The sequence below is a fragment of the Oerskovia sp. NPDC056781 genome, from assembly GCF_042789955.1.
GTDB classification, from domain to species: domain Bacteria; phylum Actinomycetota; class Actinomycetes; order Actinomycetales; family Cellulomonadaceae; genus Oerskovia; species Oerskovia rustica.
The window spans coordinates 1-16,555 of sequence record NZ_JBHUAD010000022.1; the positions used below are offsets into that span (position 1 = coordinate 1).

At 71.8% G+C, this 16,555-nt stretch carries 15 protein-coding genes; 1 reads left to right on the forward strand and 14 read right to left on the reverse strand.

Annotation, left to right across the window (positions count from 1 at the left end; genetic code table 11):
* Positions 1-79: 79 nt before the first annotated feature.
* From ACFRCR_RS03635 to ACFRCR_RS03675, 9 genes are all read right to left on the reverse strand, one after another.
* Positions 80-3,478, reverse strand: coding sequence for a pyruvate carboxylase (locus ACFRCR_RS03635; RefSeq protein WP_377675649.1), 3,399 nt, complete (start codon positions 3,476-3,478; stop codon positions 80-82).
* 270 nt (positions 3,479-3,748) lie between these two features.
* A complete protein-coding gene (locus tag ACFRCR_RS03640) occupies positions 3,749-4,339 on the reverse strand; it encodes a MerR family transcriptional regulator (protein WP_377675631.1) in 591 nt (196 codons plus the stop codon).
* Positions 4,340-4,581: 242 nt separating this feature from the next.
* Positions 4,582-5,100 carry a bifunctional nuclease domain-containing protein gene (locus tag ACFRCR_RS03645; RefSeq protein WP_371415754.1) on the reverse strand — a complete coding sequence of 173 codons (519 nt, stop codon included), beginning with the start codon at positions 5,098-5,100 and terminating at the stop codon, positions 4,582-4,584.
* Between the two features lie 106 nt (positions 5,101-5,206).
* Positions 5,207-6,016, reverse strand: coding sequence for a MerR family transcriptional regulator (locus ACFRCR_RS03650; protein WP_377675632.1), 810 nt, complete (start codon positions 6,014-6,016; stop codon positions 5,207-5,209).
* The gene (locus ACFRCR_RS03655) at positions 6,013-6,504 is read right to left on the reverse strand and encodes an FHA domain-containing protein (RefSeq protein WP_377675633.1); all 492 of its coding nucleotides are present in this window, start codon (positions 6,502-6,504) and stop codon (positions 6,013-6,015) included. Before ACFRCR_RS03655 ends, ACFRCR_RS03650 begins: the two co-directional genes overlap by 4 nt.
* Before the next feature lie 182 nt (positions 6,505-6,686).
* On the reverse strand, positions 6,687-8,132 hold the full coding sequence (locus ACFRCR_RS03660) for a DUF881 domain-containing protein (RefSeq protein WP_377675634.1): 1,446 nt from the start codon (positions 8,130-8,132) through the stop codon (positions 6,687-6,689).
* 8 nt (positions 8,133-8,140) lie between these two features.
* Positions 8,141-8,473, reverse strand: a complete 333-nt coding sequence (locus tag ACFRCR_RS03665; protein WP_030151349.1) for a small basic family protein — start codon at positions 8,471-8,473, stop codon at positions 8,141-8,143.
* Positions 8,470-9,471 carry a DUF881 domain-containing protein gene (locus tag ACFRCR_RS03670; protein ID WP_377675635.1) on the reverse strand — a complete coding sequence of 334 codons (1,002 nt, stop codon included), beginning with the start codon at positions 9,469-9,471 and terminating at the stop codon, positions 8,470-8,472. Before ACFRCR_RS03670 ends, ACFRCR_RS03665 begins: the two co-directional genes overlap by 4 nt.
* Positions 9,468-10,067, reverse strand: coding sequence for a CDP-alcohol phosphatidyltransferase family protein (locus tag ACFRCR_RS03675; RefSeq protein ID WP_377675636.1), 600 nt, complete (start codon positions 10,065-10,067; stop codon positions 9,468-9,470). The genes ACFRCR_RS03670 and ACFRCR_RS03675 overlap by 4 nt, the downstream gene beginning before the upstream one ends.
* Positions 10,068-10,539: 472 nt before the next feature.
* Here ACFRCR_RS03675 and ACFRCR_RS03680 point away from each other — a divergent pair, with 472 nt between their 5' ends.
* The gene (locus ACFRCR_RS03680; protein ID WP_377675637.1) at positions 10,540-12,462 is read left to right on the forward strand and encodes a DEAD/DEAH box helicase; all 1,923 of its coding nucleotides are present in this window, start codon (positions 10,540-10,542) and stop codon (positions 12,460-12,462) included.
* Between the two features lie 145 nt (positions 12,463-12,607).
* Here the strand turns inward: ACFRCR_RS03680 and ACFRCR_RS03685 are convergent, their stop codons facing one another.
* From ACFRCR_RS03685 to ribB, 5 genes are all read right to left on the reverse strand, one after another.
* The gene (locus tag ACFRCR_RS03685) at positions 12,608-13,084 is read right to left on the reverse strand and encodes a PH domain-containing protein (RefSeq protein ID WP_318244190.1); all 477 of its coding nucleotides are present in this window, start codon (positions 13,082-13,084) and stop codon (positions 12,608-12,610) included.
* Between the two features lie 177 nt (positions 13,085-13,261).
* Positions 13,262-14,116, reverse strand: coding sequence for an ATP phosphoribosyltransferase (gene hisG / locus ACFRCR_RS03690; RefSeq protein ID WP_191796895.1), 855 nt, complete (start codon positions 14,114-14,116; stop codon positions 13,262-13,264).
* Positions 14,117-14,308: 192 nt separating this feature from the next.
* Complete coding sequence (locus ACFRCR_RS03695) at positions 14,309-14,572, reverse strand: phosphoribosyl-ATP diphosphatase (RefSeq protein ID WP_056651951.1); 264 nt, start codon at positions 14,570-14,572, stop codon at positions 14,309-14,311.
* A 124-nt stretch (positions 14,573-14,696) separates the two neighbouring features.
* Positions 14,697-15,164, reverse strand: coding sequence for a 6,7-dimethyl-8-ribityllumazine synthase (ribH, locus tag ACFRCR_RS03700; RefSeq protein ID WP_377675638.1), 468 nt, complete (start codon positions 15,162-15,164; stop codon positions 14,697-14,699).
* Positions 15,161-16,555, reverse strand: coding sequence for a 3,4-dihydroxy-2-butanone-4-phosphate synthase (gene ribB / locus ACFRCR_RS03705; RefSeq protein WP_377675639.1), 1,395 nt, complete (start codon positions 16,553-16,555; stop codon positions 15,161-15,163). Before ribB ends, ribH begins: the two co-directional genes overlap by 4 nt.

Sequence of the window (16,555 nt, forward strand, 5' to 3'; positions counted from 1 at the left end):
GGTGGGAGGCTCTGCGCCTCCCACCCGGCCCGCCGACCGCTGTACCCCCAGGCTGCCGGCTGCCGTCGGTCCACGTTCGTCACACGATGACGAGCACCAGGTCCCCGCCCTCGAGCTGCTGGACCGCGCCGATCGCGACGCGCTGCACGGTCCCGCCCACCGGGGTCGTGATCGCAGCCTCCATCTTCATGGCCTCGACCGTCGCGACCGTCTGCCCCGCCTCGACGACGTCGCCCTCGTGCACGACGGGTGTCACGGCACCTGCGAAGGGAGCGGCGATCTGGCCTGGTGCGGCAGGGTCGGCCTTCTCCGCGAGCGACGCGTCGACCTCGATCGAACGGTCCCGCACCTGGAGCGGACGCAGCTGACCGTTGAGGGTGAACATGACGGTGCGCATGCCTCGCTCGTCGGGCACACCCACGGCCTCGAGGCCCACGAGGAGCTTGACGCCACGCTCGAGCGAGACCTCGACCTCCTGGCCGGGCGTGAGCCCGTAGAGGTAGGCCTGGGTGCCCAGGACGGACACGTCGCCGAACGCCGCGCGCGTCGTCTCGTAGTCCTTGGTCGGGCCGGCGAACAGCAGGTGGTTGAGGCGGTTGCGGCGAGCGGCCGAGTCGCCGTCGAGGTCCGCCTGATCCTCCTCGCTGAGCGGCGTCACGGGGGTGCGCACGACGCGCCCCGCGAGTGCCTTGCTGCGGAAGGGCTCGGGCCACCCACCGGGCGGGTCCCCGAGCTCCCCGCCCAGGAACGCGATGACCGAGTCGGGGATGTCGTAGTCCTGGGGGTTCTCGGCGAAGTCCGCAGGGTCCGCGCCACGGGCCACGAGCTGCAGCGCCAGGTCACCCACGACCTTCGACGACGGGGTCACCTTCACGAGGCGACCGAGGATGCGGTCGGCCGCGGCATACGTGGCCTCGATCTGCTCGAACCGGTCGCCCAGTCCGAGCGCGATGGCCTGCTGGCGCAGGTTGGAGAGCTGCCCGCCCGGGATCTCGTGCTCGTAGACGCGACCCGTCGGGCTCGAGAGCCCCGACTCGAACGGAGCGTAGAGGCGGCGCACGGCCTCCCAGTACGGCTCCAGGTCGCACACGGCGCGCAGCGACAGACCCGTGTCACGCTCGGTGTGCTCGAGGCCCGCGACGAGTGCGGACATCGCCGGCTGGCTCGTGGTGCCCGCCATCGCCGCGCTCGCGACGTCGACCGCGTCGACACCAGCGGCCACGGCAGCCATGAGCGTGGCCATCTGCCCGCCCGACGTGTCATGCGTGTGCAGGTGGACGGGCAGGTCGAACCGCTCGCGCAGCGCCGTGACCAGACGTGCCGCCGCAGCAGGGCGCAGCAGTCCAGCCATGTCCTTGATCGCCAGCACGTGTGCGCCGGCGTCGACGATGCGGTCGGCGAGCTCGAGGTAGTAGTCGAGCGTGTACAGGGACTCGGCCGGGTCCAGAAGGTTGCCCGTGTAGCACAGCGCGACCTCGGCGACCGCGGTGCCGGTCGCACGGACCGCGTCGATCGCCGGGCGCATCTGCTCGACGTCGTTGAGGGCGTCGAAGATCCGGAAGATGTCGACGCCCGTGGCGGCCGCCTCGCGGACGAACGCCTCGGTGACCTCGGTCGGGTACGGCGTGTAGCCCACCGTGTTGCGACCGCGGAGCAGCATCTGGAGGGCGACGTTGGGCATCGCCTCGCGCAGCGCTGCCAGACGCGCCCAGGGGTCCTCGCCGAGGAAGCGCAGCGCGACGTCGTACGTCGCTCCGCCCCAGGCCTCGACCGAGAGCAGCTGCGGCGTCAGGCGAGCGACGTACGGGGCGACCGCGAGCAGGTCGTGCGTACGGACCCGGGTGGCCAGCAGGGACTGGTGGGCGTCGCGGAACGTGGTGTCGGTGACCTTGACCGTGGTCTCCGCACGCAGCGCGTGGGCGAACCCCTCGGGTCCCAGCTCGAGCAGCTGCTGGCGGCTGCCGGGGACCGGCGCCACCGACAGGTCGAGGGCGGGGAGCTTGACGGCCGGGTCGATCGCGCCCGTGCCCGGCCCGTGCGGTCGGTTGACGGTCACGTCGCCCAGGTAGCTCAGGAGCCTGGTGCCACGGTCGGCGCTCTCGCGTGCGGCGAGCAGCTCGGGGCGCTCGTCGATGAACGACGTCGACAGGTTCCCTGCGATGAACTCGGTGTCCGAGAGGACCGCCTGCAGGAACGGGATGTTCGTCCGGATGCCACGGATGCGGAACTCCGCCAGGGCGCGCCGGGCGCGGCGCACGGCCGTCGGGTAGTCGCGCCCACGGCACGTGAGCTTGACGAGCATCGAGTCGAAGTGGCCCGAGATCTCCGACCCGGCGGTCGCGGTCGCGCCGTCGAGGCGGACGCCGGCACCCCCGGGCGAGCGGTAGGCCACGATGCGGCCCGTGTCGGGCCGGAACCCGTTGGACGGGTCCTCGGTCGTGATGCGGGACTGGAGCGCCGCACCGTTGACGTGCACGTCCTCCTGACGGATCCCCAGATCCTCCAGGGTCTCCCCCGCCGCGATGCGCATCTGCGACGACACGAGGTCGATGTCCGTGACCTCCTCGGTCACGGTGTGCTCGACCTGGATGCGCGGGTTCATCTCGATGAACACGTGCTGACCGGCCCGCTCCCCCACGGTGTCCAGGAGGAACTCGACCGTCCCCGCGTTCTGGTACCCGATGGACCGGGCGAACTTCACCGCGTCGGCACACAGGGCGTCGCGGACCGCCGGATCCAGGTTCGGCGCCGGGGCGATCTCGATGACCTTCTGGTGACGCCGCTGGACCGAGCAGTCGCGCTCGTACAGGTGGACGACGTTGCCCTGGCCGTCGGCGAGGATCTGCACCTCGATGTGGCGCGGGCGCAGCACGGCCTGCTCGAGGAACATGGTCGGGTCGCCGAACGCGCCGTCGGCCTCGCGCATCGCGGCGGCCAGGGCTTCGGGCAGGTCCTCACGCCGGTCGACGCGGCGCATACCGCGCCCGCCGCCCCCGGCGACGGCCTTGGCGAAGATCGGGAAGCCGATCTCGTCCGCGGCGGCGATGAGCTCGTCGATGTCGGCAGAGGGCTCGCTCGATGCCAGGACCGGGATACCCGCTTCCTTGGCCGCCTTGAGCGCGCGCACCTTGTTGCCGGCGAGCTCGAGCACCTCCGGGGGCGGTCCGACGAACGCGATGCCCGCCTGCTGGCAGGCCCGGGCGAGGTCCGGGTTCTCGGACAGGAAGCCGTAGCCGGGGTAGATCGCGTCGGCGCCGGAGTCCTTGGCGACGCGCACGATCTCCTCGATGTCGAGGTAGGCGCGGACCGGGTGGCCCTCCTCACCGATCCGGTACGCCTCGTCCGCCTTCAGACGATGCTCGGAGTTCCGATCCTCGTAGGGGAAGACGGCCACCGTCCGGGAGCCGAGCTCGTACGCCGCGCGAAACGCTCGAACCGCGATCTCCGCGCGGTTGGCGACCAGAACTTTCGAGAACACCAAGTACCCCATCCGTCATCGTGGGTCGGGCACGGGACACTCGCGAGAAGAGGTCCACGCACCCGTTCGTCACGGGCGCCGCTCCGGCGCGAGCCGGGGACGTCCAGAGGCGATCTTCGCACGGCCACCCGCGCAGGACGTCACCGGAAGGGGGCGAGCGGGAGAAAAGGTGCTCATCGCCACGGGCCGGCCGGCCTCGAGCCCGGACAGGAGAAGACCCCGCCGAGGGCGGGGTCCTGGGGTCTCGGGTGCCTCTGCGGCGGGGGTGCGTCAGCCTGCGCTTCGTGCCCGACGGCGAAGCTCGAGCTCGTCCTCGGTCGGGACTCCCGGGGTCTCGTCGTCGCCCAGGGACTCGGCCGGCATGTCGCTCAGCGTCCCCTCGACCTCGCGCCAGACACGGCCGACCGCGATGCCGAACACTCCCTGTCCCCCCTGGACCAGGTCGACGACCTCGTCCGGGGACGTGCACTCGTACACGCTCGCGCCGTCGCTCATGAGCGTGATCTGCGCGAGGTCGTTCACGCCGCGCTCACGCAGGTGCTCGACCGCGGTGCGGATCTGCTGCAGGGAGACCCCTGTGTCGAGCAGTCGCTTGACGATCTTGAGGACGAGGATGTCCCGGAAGCCGTAGAGCCGGTGCGTCCCCGAGCCGGAGGCGGAGCGGACGGTCGGCTCGACGAGGCCGGTACGGGCCCAGTAGTCCAGCTGCCGGTAGGTGATGCCCGCGACGCGGCACGCCGTCGGACCACGGTAGCCGGTGGTGGTGTCGTGCTCGGTGATGTCCTCGCCGAACAGCAGTCCCTGGGCCGCGTGGGAAGCAGGAGCCCCCGGCTCCGCTCCAGCTCTGCCGCTGCTGTTCACTGTGCCTCCAAGGATGATGTGGACTCCACGCTAGGCCCGGGGCCGGGGAGCGTCAACGACCGGGACCTCGAGAGGGTGAGCGTGTCGCGTGAACCACCCGCCGTCGTCCCCTGAGGCCCCACTGACGACGGCGGCCGACCACTTGTCCTAGTTTAGTCGGAGATGATCCCTTTGTTCTCGTTGCCGGCGGGCACACCACCTGCGTCCACACGGCTGCACCGGCTCGACGCTCGGCCGTACGTCTACCGCTCCCCCGGCCCCTCACCGGGTTCCGGAGGTCCGAAGTCCTCGGGCGAGACATGCTCGAGGAAGTCGCGAAACTCTGCCACCTCCCGCTGCTGCTCGGGGTCGACGATCTCCACCCCTGCGAGGGCGATGATCTCCGCCGAGCACATGACGGGACTGTCCGTGCGCACAGCCACGGCGATCGCGTCCGACGCCCTGGCATCGACCCGGACCCCGGTGCTCAGGACCATCTCGGCGAAGAAGATCCCGTCGTCCAGTGCCACGATCTCGACCCGCAGCAGGCCCACGTGCACCGCTTCGAGGACGTCCCGGAGCAGGTCGTGCGTCATCGGGCGGGGGGCCGTCAGGTGCGCCTGAGCCATCGCGATCGCGCTCGCCTCACGAGGGCCGATGATGATCGGGACGACCAGCTCGGCTGCGGGATCGAGGAGCAGCACGACGATCTCCTGCCCGGCCCCCTGCTGCTGGCGCACGCCGAGGACCTCGACCGGGACCATCGGCACCTCGTTGCTCACCCGTCCACCGTACGACGGCGGGCGCCGTCCGTCAGGAGGAGGCGCACGCAGGGTCCCGAACCACCTGTCCGCAGGGCCGAGGCATCCAAGGAAGCGCGGGCGCGACTCAGCTCGTGAGGTCTCCCACGCCCTGGCGGAGCCACACGGTGTGCAGCTTCGCGAAGAGCTCCCCGACCTCACCGGCGAGGGCTCCCGCATGGGCGCGCGCCGACGAGGACTGCTGGCTGCGCCACGGGGCGACGACCTGCTCGACCAGGCCCACGTGGCGGTCCGCCGACGTGCGCAGCAGGCGGAGGTGGCGCGGCTCGATCCCGTACTCGCCGAGCGCTGCCGCGAGCTGGACGACCTCGAGGGACCACGCGTCGAGCTGTCCGCCCGGCGCCTGCCGAAGGACGCCGGCCGAGATCAGCCCCTCGACCAGCGAGACGTCCACCCCTGCAGCGCTCGCGAGCGACTCGACGGTGTACCGCTGCCGAACCGTCGTGGTCTCGGTCTCGCCGTCGCTCGCAGCCAGCCGGAGGGCCGGGTTCTCGACCACCTCGCCCGCGTCGAGCGCCGCGAGGTTCTCCTTGATGACCTTGAGCGGGAGGTATCGGTCGCGCTGCTCGAGCAGGACGTACCGCAGCCTCTCGACGTCCGCCGGGGAGTACTGCCGGTACCCCGACGGCGTCCGCTCGGGGTCGATGAGCCCCTGCTCCTCGAGGAACCTGAGCTTCGAGTGGCTCACGCTGGGGAACTCCGTGCGCAAGGCACGCAGGACGTCCGAGATGCGCATCGTCGCGCGCCGCGAGATGCCCTGAGGCCAGGGTTCAGCGGACTGCTCGACGTCGTCCTCGTCGGTCGATCGTGCGGTCAGCGCACCTGTGCCGTCGAACCGGTTCTCGTGCCCCCACGGGGAGCGTGCCGGCTGGTTCACGGGTGCTCTGCCGCACCTTCCGCCGACCCCACGGTCTGCCCGAGGACCGGGCTCGTGTAGAAGGTGAGGCGGTACTTGCCGATCTGCACCTCGTCCCCGGTGACCAGGGCCACGGCGTCCACGCGGTTGCGGTTGACATAGGTCCCGTTGAGCGAGCCGATGTCACGCACGACGAACTGATCGTTGTCCCGGACGAACTCCGCGTGCTTGCGAGAGACCGTGACGTCGTCGAGGAAGATGTCCGCGTGCTCGCTCCGGCCCGCGACGGTCCGCTCGGCGTCGAGGAGGAAGCGCGAGCCGACCGAGGGACCACGCTGCATCACGAGCAGCGCCGAGTGTCGCGGCAGCGCCGAGATCGCGGCCTGTTCCTCGGCGGTCAGACCACCGGGCTGCGTACCCTCTTCGATCGGCAGCTCGATCCGCCCGAACGTGACGGTCGTGTCGCTGCCTCCCCGGCGTGGCTCCGCAGATTCACCTGGAGTGGTCATCTCGCCTCCTCGGGAGTTCTTGACGCATTCAGAGCAAAATGCGTTGGGACGGAAAGGTGCTGCACGATCTCCCGCGCCCTCAGGAGGGTCGGGGATGCGGGCAATACCCGTCCAACCCGTCCAACCTACCCCGCCGGGTGGCTCGGAGAAAAGTATCCGCCCACGTCACGAGCCCCGAGGGGTCAGTTTCCGCCCTCCGCGGGCACGGGCGTCGCGAACTCGGGGGCCTCCGGCTCCCGCGTCGACGAGATCGTGATCAGGTCCTCCTGGGTGATCTTCGGATTCGCGCCCTCGTTGCGGACCGACGACATCGCACCGCCGGGAATCTCGAGCGCGGTCTCGAGAGTCGACGGGTCGCCGATGGCCTGCCACTGGTAGGGGGACGAGATCCTCTGCCCGTCGACCACCATCCCCCGGCTCGTCTCCTCGAAGTAGCTGCTCGTGACCAGGCGGATCCCGTTGACCTCGACGACCTCCACGCCGGCGTTGCGGAGCTCCTCGAGGATGTTGAAGAGCTTGCTCGCGGGGATCCGCTGGTCGGTCTCGGTGATCGTCAGGGTGATCCCCGGCCCCTCTGCGGGCAGCCGACCCGAGAGGATCCCCTGCGTCTGCGACTGACGTTGCGCGAGCTCGAGGGCCGCGCGCTGCTGTCCTGACCCCGAGCTCAGCTCGTCGCGAGTGTCCTGGAGCCCCTGCACGCGGGACTCGAGATCGTTCGCGCGTTGGGTGACGTCGTCCAGGAGGCGGACCAGGTCGCTCTGACGCAGCGACGAGAGCTGCTGCTCCTGCGTCTGGCTCACCTGCACGGCCAGCGCGAACCCGAGCAGGGCGCACAGGAGACCGGCGAGGAGCTGGGAACGGGTCACCGTCGGCCTCATGGCACGACCGAGCTTCGCCCAGCCGCCCGAGGAGCCGGTGCCCGCCCCCGCGGGGACGGTGGGAGAGCCTCCCGTCGCCTCATGGCGCCCGTGCGGCCGGTCCGGGTCCGAGAGCGGAGACGTCGCGGTCGGGGAAGGGGCAGGGGGCTCGGTTCCGGCATCCGCACCGAGACCGACGTCCGTGACCGTGGGTGCGCCTTGCGTCTGGCCCTCGGTCGGGAGTGCGCCCGGCGCTGACGCGTCCACCGTCGCAGGCTCGCCGCCGTCGCCGGGCTGGTCGGCGACGTCCCGCGGCACGTCGGACTCGGTCCGGCTGTGACCGCTGCCGGCCGTGACGGGTGCCGGGACGGACGCCATGTCGTCCGTCTCGCGTGCCTCGGGCGTCTCGACCGTCGAGCCGACGGTCGACGGTCTGCCGTCCGGCGTGCCCTCTGCGCGTCCCGCCCCAGGAGCGGCGTCGCCGGCGTCGTCGTGCTCAGCGGGATCCACCGGAGGGACGACGGGCGCAGGAGGTGCGTCGGGCTGCGCAGCATTGGGTGTGCCGGGAACCTCGGCCACGGCGTCGACGGCGTCGGGCTCGCGCGGCTCGCCGGGAGAGGTCTCGTCCGCGTCGGCGGGGAGTCCGGGCGGCACTGCGGCGTCCTCGTCGAGACGCTCCGTCTCCCCGGCGGCGACGTCGGCCTCGTGGGGTGGAGCCGCTTCGGGGTTCTCGGGGTCCGCGGGACCGCTGGGGGTCGAATCCGTCGTCATCGCGCCCCCTAGGCCTTGAACAGGTGCCGACGAATGGCGGCGGCGTTGGAGAAGATGCGGATCCCGAGGACGACGACGACGCCCGTCGAGAGCTGCGTGCCCACTCCGAGCTGGTCTCCGAGGAACACGATAAGGGCCGCGACGACCACGTTCGAGAGGAACGAGACGAGGAAGACCTTGTCGTTGAAGAGCCCGTCGAGCATGGCGCGCAGACCGCCGAAGAGCGCATCGAGCGCCGCGACGACCGCGATGGGCAGGTAGGGCTGCAGGGCGACGGGGACAGTGGGTTGGAGCACGAGCCCCGCCACGACTCCGAGGACCAGTCCGACGACTGCGATCATTCCGTGCTCTCCTGCCCTGCGAGTGAACTGTCGGCTCCGGTGGGACCGGTCGTCGACGCGGGGCTCTCCGTCTCCCCCGTCGACGCGCCGTCCTCCCCGGTCGGCGCCTCAGGCTCGTCACCTGTGGCTGCCGTGGAGTCTACGGCGTGCGCGTAGAACAGACGTTGGATCCCGTTGCCCGGCAACGAGAGCTTGCTCTGTGCGATCCGGCTGTACTGGATCCCCCACGTCGAGCTGATGGTGCTCAGGTACCCGGGGGCCGCCGAGCGGGCGAACTCGGTCTCGAGCGTGGCTGGGTCCCCGATCGCCTCGACCCGGTAAGGGGCGATCAAGGGCTGGAGGTCCACGAGGATCGCCTCGCCCGCGCTCCGGACGGCACTGAGGGGCGTGAGGCGCTGCCCGTTGATCGCGATGGCCTCCGCGCCGGAGGCCCAGAGCGAGTTCACCACGCGCTGCAGGTCACCGTCCTGCACCTTCTTGTTGTGGGACTGGTCGTCCGCGCCCACCCCCTCCGCGGCGTCGTTGAGCGTGATCACGAGCCCCGGACCGGTGACCGCGATCGACCCGTTGGAGACGCCGTCGGTCTGGAGCGTCTCCAGCAGGAGGGGGTCGACGTCGGCGAGGGCGTCCGTCTGCAGGGTCTCGATCTCCTCGCTGAGGGCGGTGGCCTGCGCGGACAGCGCGTCGACGTCGTCTCGCCGGCTCACGATCTCCTTCTCGAGCACCTTGCGCGCCTCGATCGCGGCACCCTGAGGCGCGCGCAGATCGATCGTCGCTGCGGCCGTCACGAACCCCAGCAGGATCGCGAGCGCGGCGACGAGGATCCAGGTGCGGGTCTTGCGGGGTGGTTCGTCCCCTGCCGCGCGTCGTGCGGCGGCCTCGGCGTATCCGGCGTCGAGCGGGCGGTCCATGACCTCGGTGAGGAGGGTCATGGACGCGTCGAGGGCCGGCTTCCCGTGTCGGGAACCGTGCGCGTCGTTGCGGGGGGCGGAGGTCATCCTGCGGCCGTCTCCTGGGGGTCGGTGCGGGGTGCGACGAGCTGACGGGTCTGGCGGATGTACTGGACGCCCGCGAGCCAGTAGAGGCCGATGCCCCATCCGGTGAAGGCCCAGCCGATGATGGAGGCGGTCGCACCCAGGGCGCCGGGGGCCTCGGCCAGCAGGAGGAGCGGAAAGGCGTAGAGGAGCGCGAAGGTCGCCGCCTTGCCGACGAAGCTCACGGGGAGCGGGCCGTACCCGTGGCGGGTGAGGACGGGCAGGAGGCACAGGAGGGTGACGTCGCGGAGCAGGATCACGACGAGGACCCAGAGGGGGACGACGTCTCTCCAGGCGAGGCCGACGAGGGTGACCAGGATGAAGAGCCGGTCGGCCGCCGGGTCGAGCATCTGGCCGAGCTTGGTGACCTGGTTGAGGCGTCGGGCGAGGATGCCGTCGAGCCAGTCGGAGGCTCCGGAGATCGCGAGGACCGCGAGCGCCCATTCGTCGTTGCCGCGGACGATGAGGACAGCGAAGACGGGGACGAGGGCGAGCCGGAGCAGGCTGATGACGTTGGGGATCGTGAGGATGCGTGAGCTGACCTCTTGATCTGCTGCCACGCCCACCGTCCGTTGCTCCGTGCGTCTCGCGCGTCCTGTTGCTGTCTTCATCCTACGGTGGGCCATCCTAGGGCCGGGCGGGTGCGGGGCGCTGGCATTTCGTGGTCCCGGCGGGGCGTTGTGGCCGGTTCTTCCGGTTCGCACGGTATGGACGGTGGGTGGCGTGCGCGACAGGTGCGGTGGGGAGCTGGGCGCCGGGGCGTTCAGTTCCGCGCGTCGGAGGCAGGCGGGGCTGCGAGGCCTCTGTGCTCGACGTCACCGGGCGCTCGTTCCCCCTCGGGGGCGGGCGTCGCGTAGACTGGCGGCACAATCTGGAGTTCGTCGCTGTTCCCGCGTGTTCGTGTGAGTGTGGCCCGCCGCTGTTTGTGCGCGGGCGAGTCACCGGTGTGTGTTCGGGAGTGCGGCCAGTGGAGAGCCGACTTGGCGACCACGCGTAACTCCCACCCTCAGCGAAACGGTTGAACACATCTCCATGTCTCTTGACACCTCTGCGCCCTCGCACGCCCTCGACCAGGTCGAGGTCGCCCAGACGCCGGCTCCCGCCGAGCAGTCGGGCCCCACGTTCGCAGACCTGGGTCTGCCCTCGAACATCCTGAAGGCCGTGACGGACCTTGGCTTCACGATCCCCTCCGCGATCCAGGAGCGCGCGATCCCCGCGTTGCTCTCCGGGCGCGACATCACGGGCGTGGCCCAGACCGGTACGGGCAAGACCGCCGCGTTCGGCCTGCCGATGCTCGCCGCGATCGACCCGAACCTGGGCCGCGTCCAGGGCCTGGTCCTCGCCCCGACCCGTGAGCTCGCGATGCAGGTGGCCGAGGCCATCGAGTCGTTCGCCAAGCACGTGCCGGGCATCGAGGTCGTCGCGGTCTACGGCGGTTCCCCGTACCAGCCCCAGCAGCGCGCGCTGCAGCGCGGCGCCCAGATCGTCGTCGGTACCCCCGGCCGCGTGATGGACCACCTGGAGCGTCGCAGCCTCGTGCTCGACGACATCCGCTACCTGGTCCTGGACGAGGCGGACGAGATGCTGCGCATGGGCTTCGCCGAGGACGTCGAGAAGATCTTCGGACAGGCTCCCAAGGAGCGTCAGGTCGCGCTGTTCTCCGCGACGATGCCGGCTCCTATCCGTCGGGTCGCCGCCCAGCACCTGAACGACCCGGTCGAGATCGCGGTGACGCGCCAGTCCTCGACGGTCACGTCGGTGCGCCAGACGTACTCGGTCGTGCCGTTCCGTCACAAGACCGGCGCGCTGGTGCGTGTTCTCGCGACCTCGGACGCCGACGCGGCGATCGTGTTCACCCGTACCCGTGGCGCGGCCGAGGAGGTCGGGTCGGCTCTCGTCGAGCGCGGCATCTCGGCGGCCACGATCTCTGGTGACGTGGCGCAGAAGGACCGCGAGAAGATCGTCGAGCGTCTGCGCTCCGGCGCCCTGGACGTCCTGGTCGCGACCGACGTCGCGGCGCGTGGTCTGGACGTGGACCGCATCGGCCTGGTCGTGAACTTCGACCTACCGGGCGAGCCGGAGGCGTACGTGCACCGCATCGGCCGCACGGGTCGTGCCGGTCGTACGGGCGAGGCCCTGAGCTTCGTGACCCCGGGCGAGCGCAACCGCCTGAAGTTCATCGAGAAGACCATCCGCGCGAGCCTCGAGGAGGTCGACGTGCCCTCCCCCGCGGACGTCTCCGCGCACAAGGCTCGTCGCATCCTCGGGCAGGTCGCCGAGCGTCAGGCCGCCGGTCGCCTGTCGATGTACCGGGACCTGGTCGCGGCGCACGTCGCGGAGTCTGGCATCGACCCGATCGACCTCGCGTCCGTCCTGGTCGCCCTGTCGGTCGGTGACGACGGCCCCAAGGCGCGCGAGGAGCAGGAGCTCTTCGAGGCTCAGCGTGCCGAGGCGAAGAACGCGCGCCGTGAGCGCGAGTCGCGCCCCTACGGTGACCGCGACGCGCGTGGCCCTCGTGAGGGTGGGCGTGGCGGGGAGCGCGGCATCCGTCGTGACGCCGTCGGTACCCGCTACCGTCTCGCCGTCGGGCACACGCACGGGGCTCAGCCGTCGGGCATCGTCGGCGCGCTGACGAACGAGGGTGGCCTGAACGGCAAGGACCTGGGCAAGATCGACATCTTCCCGAGCTTCTCGCTGGTCGACATCGCCACGCCGCTCGACGCCGCCACGATCGACCGCATCTCGCGCGCCCGGGTCGCGGGCAAGTCCTTGCGCATCCAGGTGGACCAGGGTGCGCCCCAGGGTGCCCGTGGCCCGCGTGCGGGTGGCTCGGCGCCTCGCTCGGGCGGCTACTCCGGTGGTCACTCGGGCCACGGCCCGGCCGGTCGCTACGACGAGCGCGGCGAGCGCGGCGCCGAGCGCAAGGCTCCCCGGTTCCGCGCCGGCGAGCGCTGAGCGCACCGACGGGTCCTGAGCAGGACCGCTGAGCACGACGTGAGGGCCCCCGGAACCACCAGGTTCCGAGGGCCCTCTCTCGTTGCGGGGTCGGGCTCCTGGTGGGTGCTGGCGTGAGCGGGGTCCGGTGCCCGACGGCGCCGCGTCAGTCCTCGTGCGCCTCGCCGTGGGCCGCGACGAGTGCCGCCAGGCGCGCCGCCTCGCTCTCGCTGCGCCGGGCCCCGTCCGCACGTTGTATGCCCATGACCGCGAGCGCCTTGCCGTCCGACAGGTCGAGGCGTACCCAGGGGTCGCCGGGGCCGAAGCGCACGGAGACGACCTGGGGCCAGTCGAGGCGGCGGGTGAAGACGATGTTGTGCACGGTGAGGTGTTCGGGGGTGACGGTGGCTCGTACCTGGCCGAGGCGCCACAGGATGAGGGCGCAGAAGGCGCCGACGCCGATCGTGGCTGCCTTGTTCCAGCCGGAGTCGGTGCCGGGTCCGGTGGCGACGAGGGCGACGAAGGTGCATCCGGTGAGGATCACGAGGGCGGCGGTGTAGGCGACGGCGGTTCCCCAGCGGGGGCGGAAGGGGGCGTAGGGGTCGCCGGGCAGGTGTTCGGGGGGTGCGACGTTGCTGCTCACGTTCCTATCCTCCCCCTGTCTGTCCTGCGTGGGTCGTCGGCCCGTGCCGGGAGACGGCGCTGCCCGGGTGCCGGCGCGGTGATGCGCGGCGCCCGGGCAGCGTGGTGCTGTGTCCGGCTCCAGGGGCGTGCGGGGCCGCTCGGGCGGGTCCGGGCCCGGGCGCCCCTGGAGGAGGGCTCAGAGGCGGCAGGCGTGGATCGAGGTGACGAGGATGGCGCGTGCCCCGACCTCGTAGAGGGCGTCCATGAGCTTGTTGGTCTGGTCCCGGCGCACCATGGCGCGCACGGCCGCCCAGTCCCGGTCGTGCAGGGGCGAGACGGTCGGGGACTCGAGGCCGGGCGTGAGGGCGACCGCGGCCTCGACGAGGTGCGCGGGCACGTCGTAGTCCATGAGGACGTACTGGCGGGCCGTGAGGACGCCCAGCAGGCGGCGGGTGAGCGTCTCCAGGCCGGCGGAGACCTCGTCGTCGGTCACGGAGGCCGGGCGGATCAGGACGGCTTCGGACTTGAGGATGGGGTCGCCGAAGACCTCGAGGCCTGCCCCGCGCAGGGTGGTGCCCGTGGACACGACGTCGGCGACGACGTCGGCGATGCCGAGCTGGACCGCGGACTCGACCGCGCCGTCCAGGTGCACCACGGAGGCCGTGACGCCGTGGGTGCGCAGGTGGTTCTCCACCAGCACCTCGTAGGACGTGGCCACGCGCAGTCCTTCGACCTGGTCGAGGGACGTGATGGTGCCCACGGGGGCGGCGTAGCGGAACGTGGAGCCGGCGAAGCCGAGCTGCATGTGCTCGACGGCCTCGGCGCCCGAGTCGAGCAGGAGGTCGCGGCCCGTGATGCCGGCGTCGACCGTGCCGGTGCCGACGTACACGGCGATGTCGCGGGGGCGCAGGAAGAAGAACTCGACGTCGTTGTCCGGGTCCGCGAGCACGAGCTCACGGGTGTCGCGGCGCTGGCGGTAGCCGGCCTCGCGGAGCATGTCGACGGCGGGCTCGGACAGGGAGCCCTTGTTGGGAACGGCGATGCGGAGCACGGGGTCCTCGCGTTTCTAGGGGAGTTCGGGGACGGGGCGGTCAGGGTGACCGATCACCCGGTCGGCGCGCCGGCGACGGCGGGCGCTCAGGGACGGACGGTGGACGACTGCGGACGACGGACATGCGTGAGGGAAGCGACCCGGTGGCCTGAGCCTCCGTGCGCCTCCCCCTGGACCCGGACCTGGCCGGGTTCACAGATGCTTGTACACGTCCTGCAGGGTCAGGCCCTTGGCCAGGAGCAGCACCTGCACGTGGTAGAGGAGCTGGGAGACCTCCTCGGCCGTCTTGTCGTCACCCTCGTACTCGGCCGCCATCCATACCTCGGCGGCCTCCTCGACGATCTTCTTCCCGATCGCATGGACACCGGCATCCAGCTCCGCGACCGTGCCGGAACCGGCGGGTCGGGTGGTGGCCTTCTCGGTGAGCTCGGCGAACAGCCCTTCGAACGTCTTCACCCGACCAGGGTAGTCGCCCGGCGGTGGGCGGGTGGACCTGTCCCGCCCACCGGTCACCGGGCGACCGCGGCGCCCCTTCGGTGCGTGTGCGTCGAGGGGCGCCGCGCCGTCGGGCCGTCAGCACTCACAGGTCTCGTAGCGCCACGACCGTCGCGATGGCCGCCTCGACGGCCTCCGCGCCCTTGTCCTCCCGGGAGCCGGGCAGCCCGGCCCGGTCGAGGGCCTGCTGCTCGTCGTCGCACGTGAGCACCCCGAAGCCGACGGGGACCCCGGTGCGCACCGAGACGTCCGTCAGGCCGGCCGCGGCGGCCGAGCACACGTACTCGAAGTGCGGGGTCCCGCCGCGGATCACGACGCCGAGGGCGACGACGGCGTCCGCGCCGTGCTCGGCGGCGCGTGCGGCCGCGACGGGCAGCTCGAACGAACCCGGCACGCGGATCTCGGTGACGTGCGAGACGTGCGCGGCCGCGAGCGCCCGGCGGGCGCCCGCGAGGAGGCCGTCCATGACCTCGGTGTGCCAGCTGGCGGCCACGACGGTGATCCGCAGCCCGGTGCCGTCGACGGTGATCTGGGGTGCTCCTGCGCCGCTCATCGGTCGCTCTCCTTCGTGGTGGGGGTGGTGTCGGGGGTGATCTCGAGGCTGTCGAGGAGGTGGCCCATGGCGACCTTCTTCGTCATGAGGTAGCCGTGGTTGTGCTGGCCGTGCCCGACCTCGAGCCGGTGGGCGTCGGTGACGTCGATGCCGTGCGCGGCGAGCCCGGTGACCTTGGCGGGGTTGTTCGTGAGGAGCGTGACGCGGTGGAGGCCGAGGTCGTGCAGGATCGCGGCCGCGGCCCCGTACTCGCGCCGGTCGACGGGCCAGCCGAGCTCGAGGTTGGCCTGGACGGTGTCGAACCCGGCGTCCTGGAGCTCGTACGCGCCGATCTTGGCGAGCAGGCCGATCCCGCGTCCTTCGTGCCCGCGCAGGTACACCACGGCCCCGCCCTGGGCGGCGACGCGTTCCATGGACGCCTGGAGCTGGGGGCCGCAGTCGCAGCGCAGCGACCCGAACGCGTCCCCGGTCAGGCACTCGGAGTGCACGCGCACGAGGGGCGCGACGGGGGCGCCGTCAGGCCCGGTGCCGGCGGGGGCGCCTCCTCCCGCCGGGACGGCGACGGGCACGAGGGCCACGTGCTCGGCCCCGGTGCGCAGGTCGCGGTACCCGTGGACGCGGAAGTGGCCGTGCGCGGTGGGCAGGTCGGCCACGCTCGTGGCCTGCACGCGGGGCACGAGCGTGGGCTGGGTGTCCTGCTCGGGGACCGCGGGGTCGTGCTCGCGGCGCCACGCGATGAGGTCGGCGATCGTGATGAGCACCAGCCCGGCGTCCTCGGCCGCCCGGGCCGCGTCGTCGAGCCGCATCATGGTGCCGTCGTCGTTGACGAGCTCGGCGATGCCCCCGACCTCGCCCGCCCCGGCCAGGCGCACCAGGTCGACCGCGGCCTCGGTGTGCCCGGCACGGTGCAGCACCCCTCCCGGGACGGCACGCAGGGGCAGGACGTGCCCAGGGCGGATGAGGTCGACCGCGCCCGAGGCCGGGTCGGCCAGGACGTGCAGGGTCCTGGCGCGGTCCGCGGCGGAGATCCCTGTCGTGACGCCCGTGGCGGCGTCGACCGTGACCGTGTACGCCGTGCGCCGCGGGTCCTGGCTGTGGGGGACCATGAGCGGCAGGTCCAGGGCGTCGGCCCGCGCTGCCGGCATGGGTGCGCACAGGTAGCCCGAGGAGTGCCGGATGGTCCACGCCACCCACTCGGGGGTCACGGTCCCGGCCGCGAAGACCACGTCGGCCTCGTTCTCGCGGTCCGGGGAGTCGGCGACCAGGACGGGACGCCCGGCACGGATCGCGTCGAGGGCCTCCTCGACGGTGCCGGTCCGGACGTGCCCGGGGTGCTCGGGAGGGTGGGGGGTGGCGTCGCCGGGACGGTCGGCGTCTGGCTGGGGGGTCAT

What these genes read in the sequence shown, in the direction of transcription:
- ribH (WP_377675638.1), bottom strand. Translation starts at nt 15,164, where the DNA reads ATGAGCGGCGCAGGAGCACCCCAGATCACCGTCGACGGCACCGGGCTG.
- ribB (WP_377675639.1), bottom strand. Translation starts at nt 16,555, where the DNA reads ATGACCCCCCAGCCAGACGCCGACCGTCCCGGCGACGCCACCCCCCAC.
- ACFRCR_RS03665 (WP_030151349.1), bottom strand. Translation starts at nt 8,473, where the DNA reads ATGATCGCAGTCGTCGGACTGGTCCTCGGAGTCGTGGCGGGGCTCGTG.
- ACFRCR_RS03660 (WP_377675634.1), bottom strand. Translation starts at nt 8,132, where the DNA reads ATGACGACGGATTCGACCCCCAGCGGTCCCGCGGACCCCGAGAACCCC.
- ACFRCR_RS03670 (WP_377675635.1), bottom strand. Translation starts at nt 9,471, where the DNA reads ATGACCTCCGCCCCCCGCAACGACGCGCACGGTTCCCGACACGGGAAG.
- ACFRCR_RS03655 (WP_377675633.1), bottom strand. Translation starts at nt 6,504, where the DNA reads ATGACCACTCCAGGTGAATCTGCGGAGCCACGCCGGGGAGGCAGCGAC.
- ACFRCR_RS03680 (WP_377675637.1), top strand. Translation starts at nt 10,540, where the DNA reads ATGTCTCTTGACACCTCTGCGCCCTCGCACGCCCTCGACCAGGTCGAG.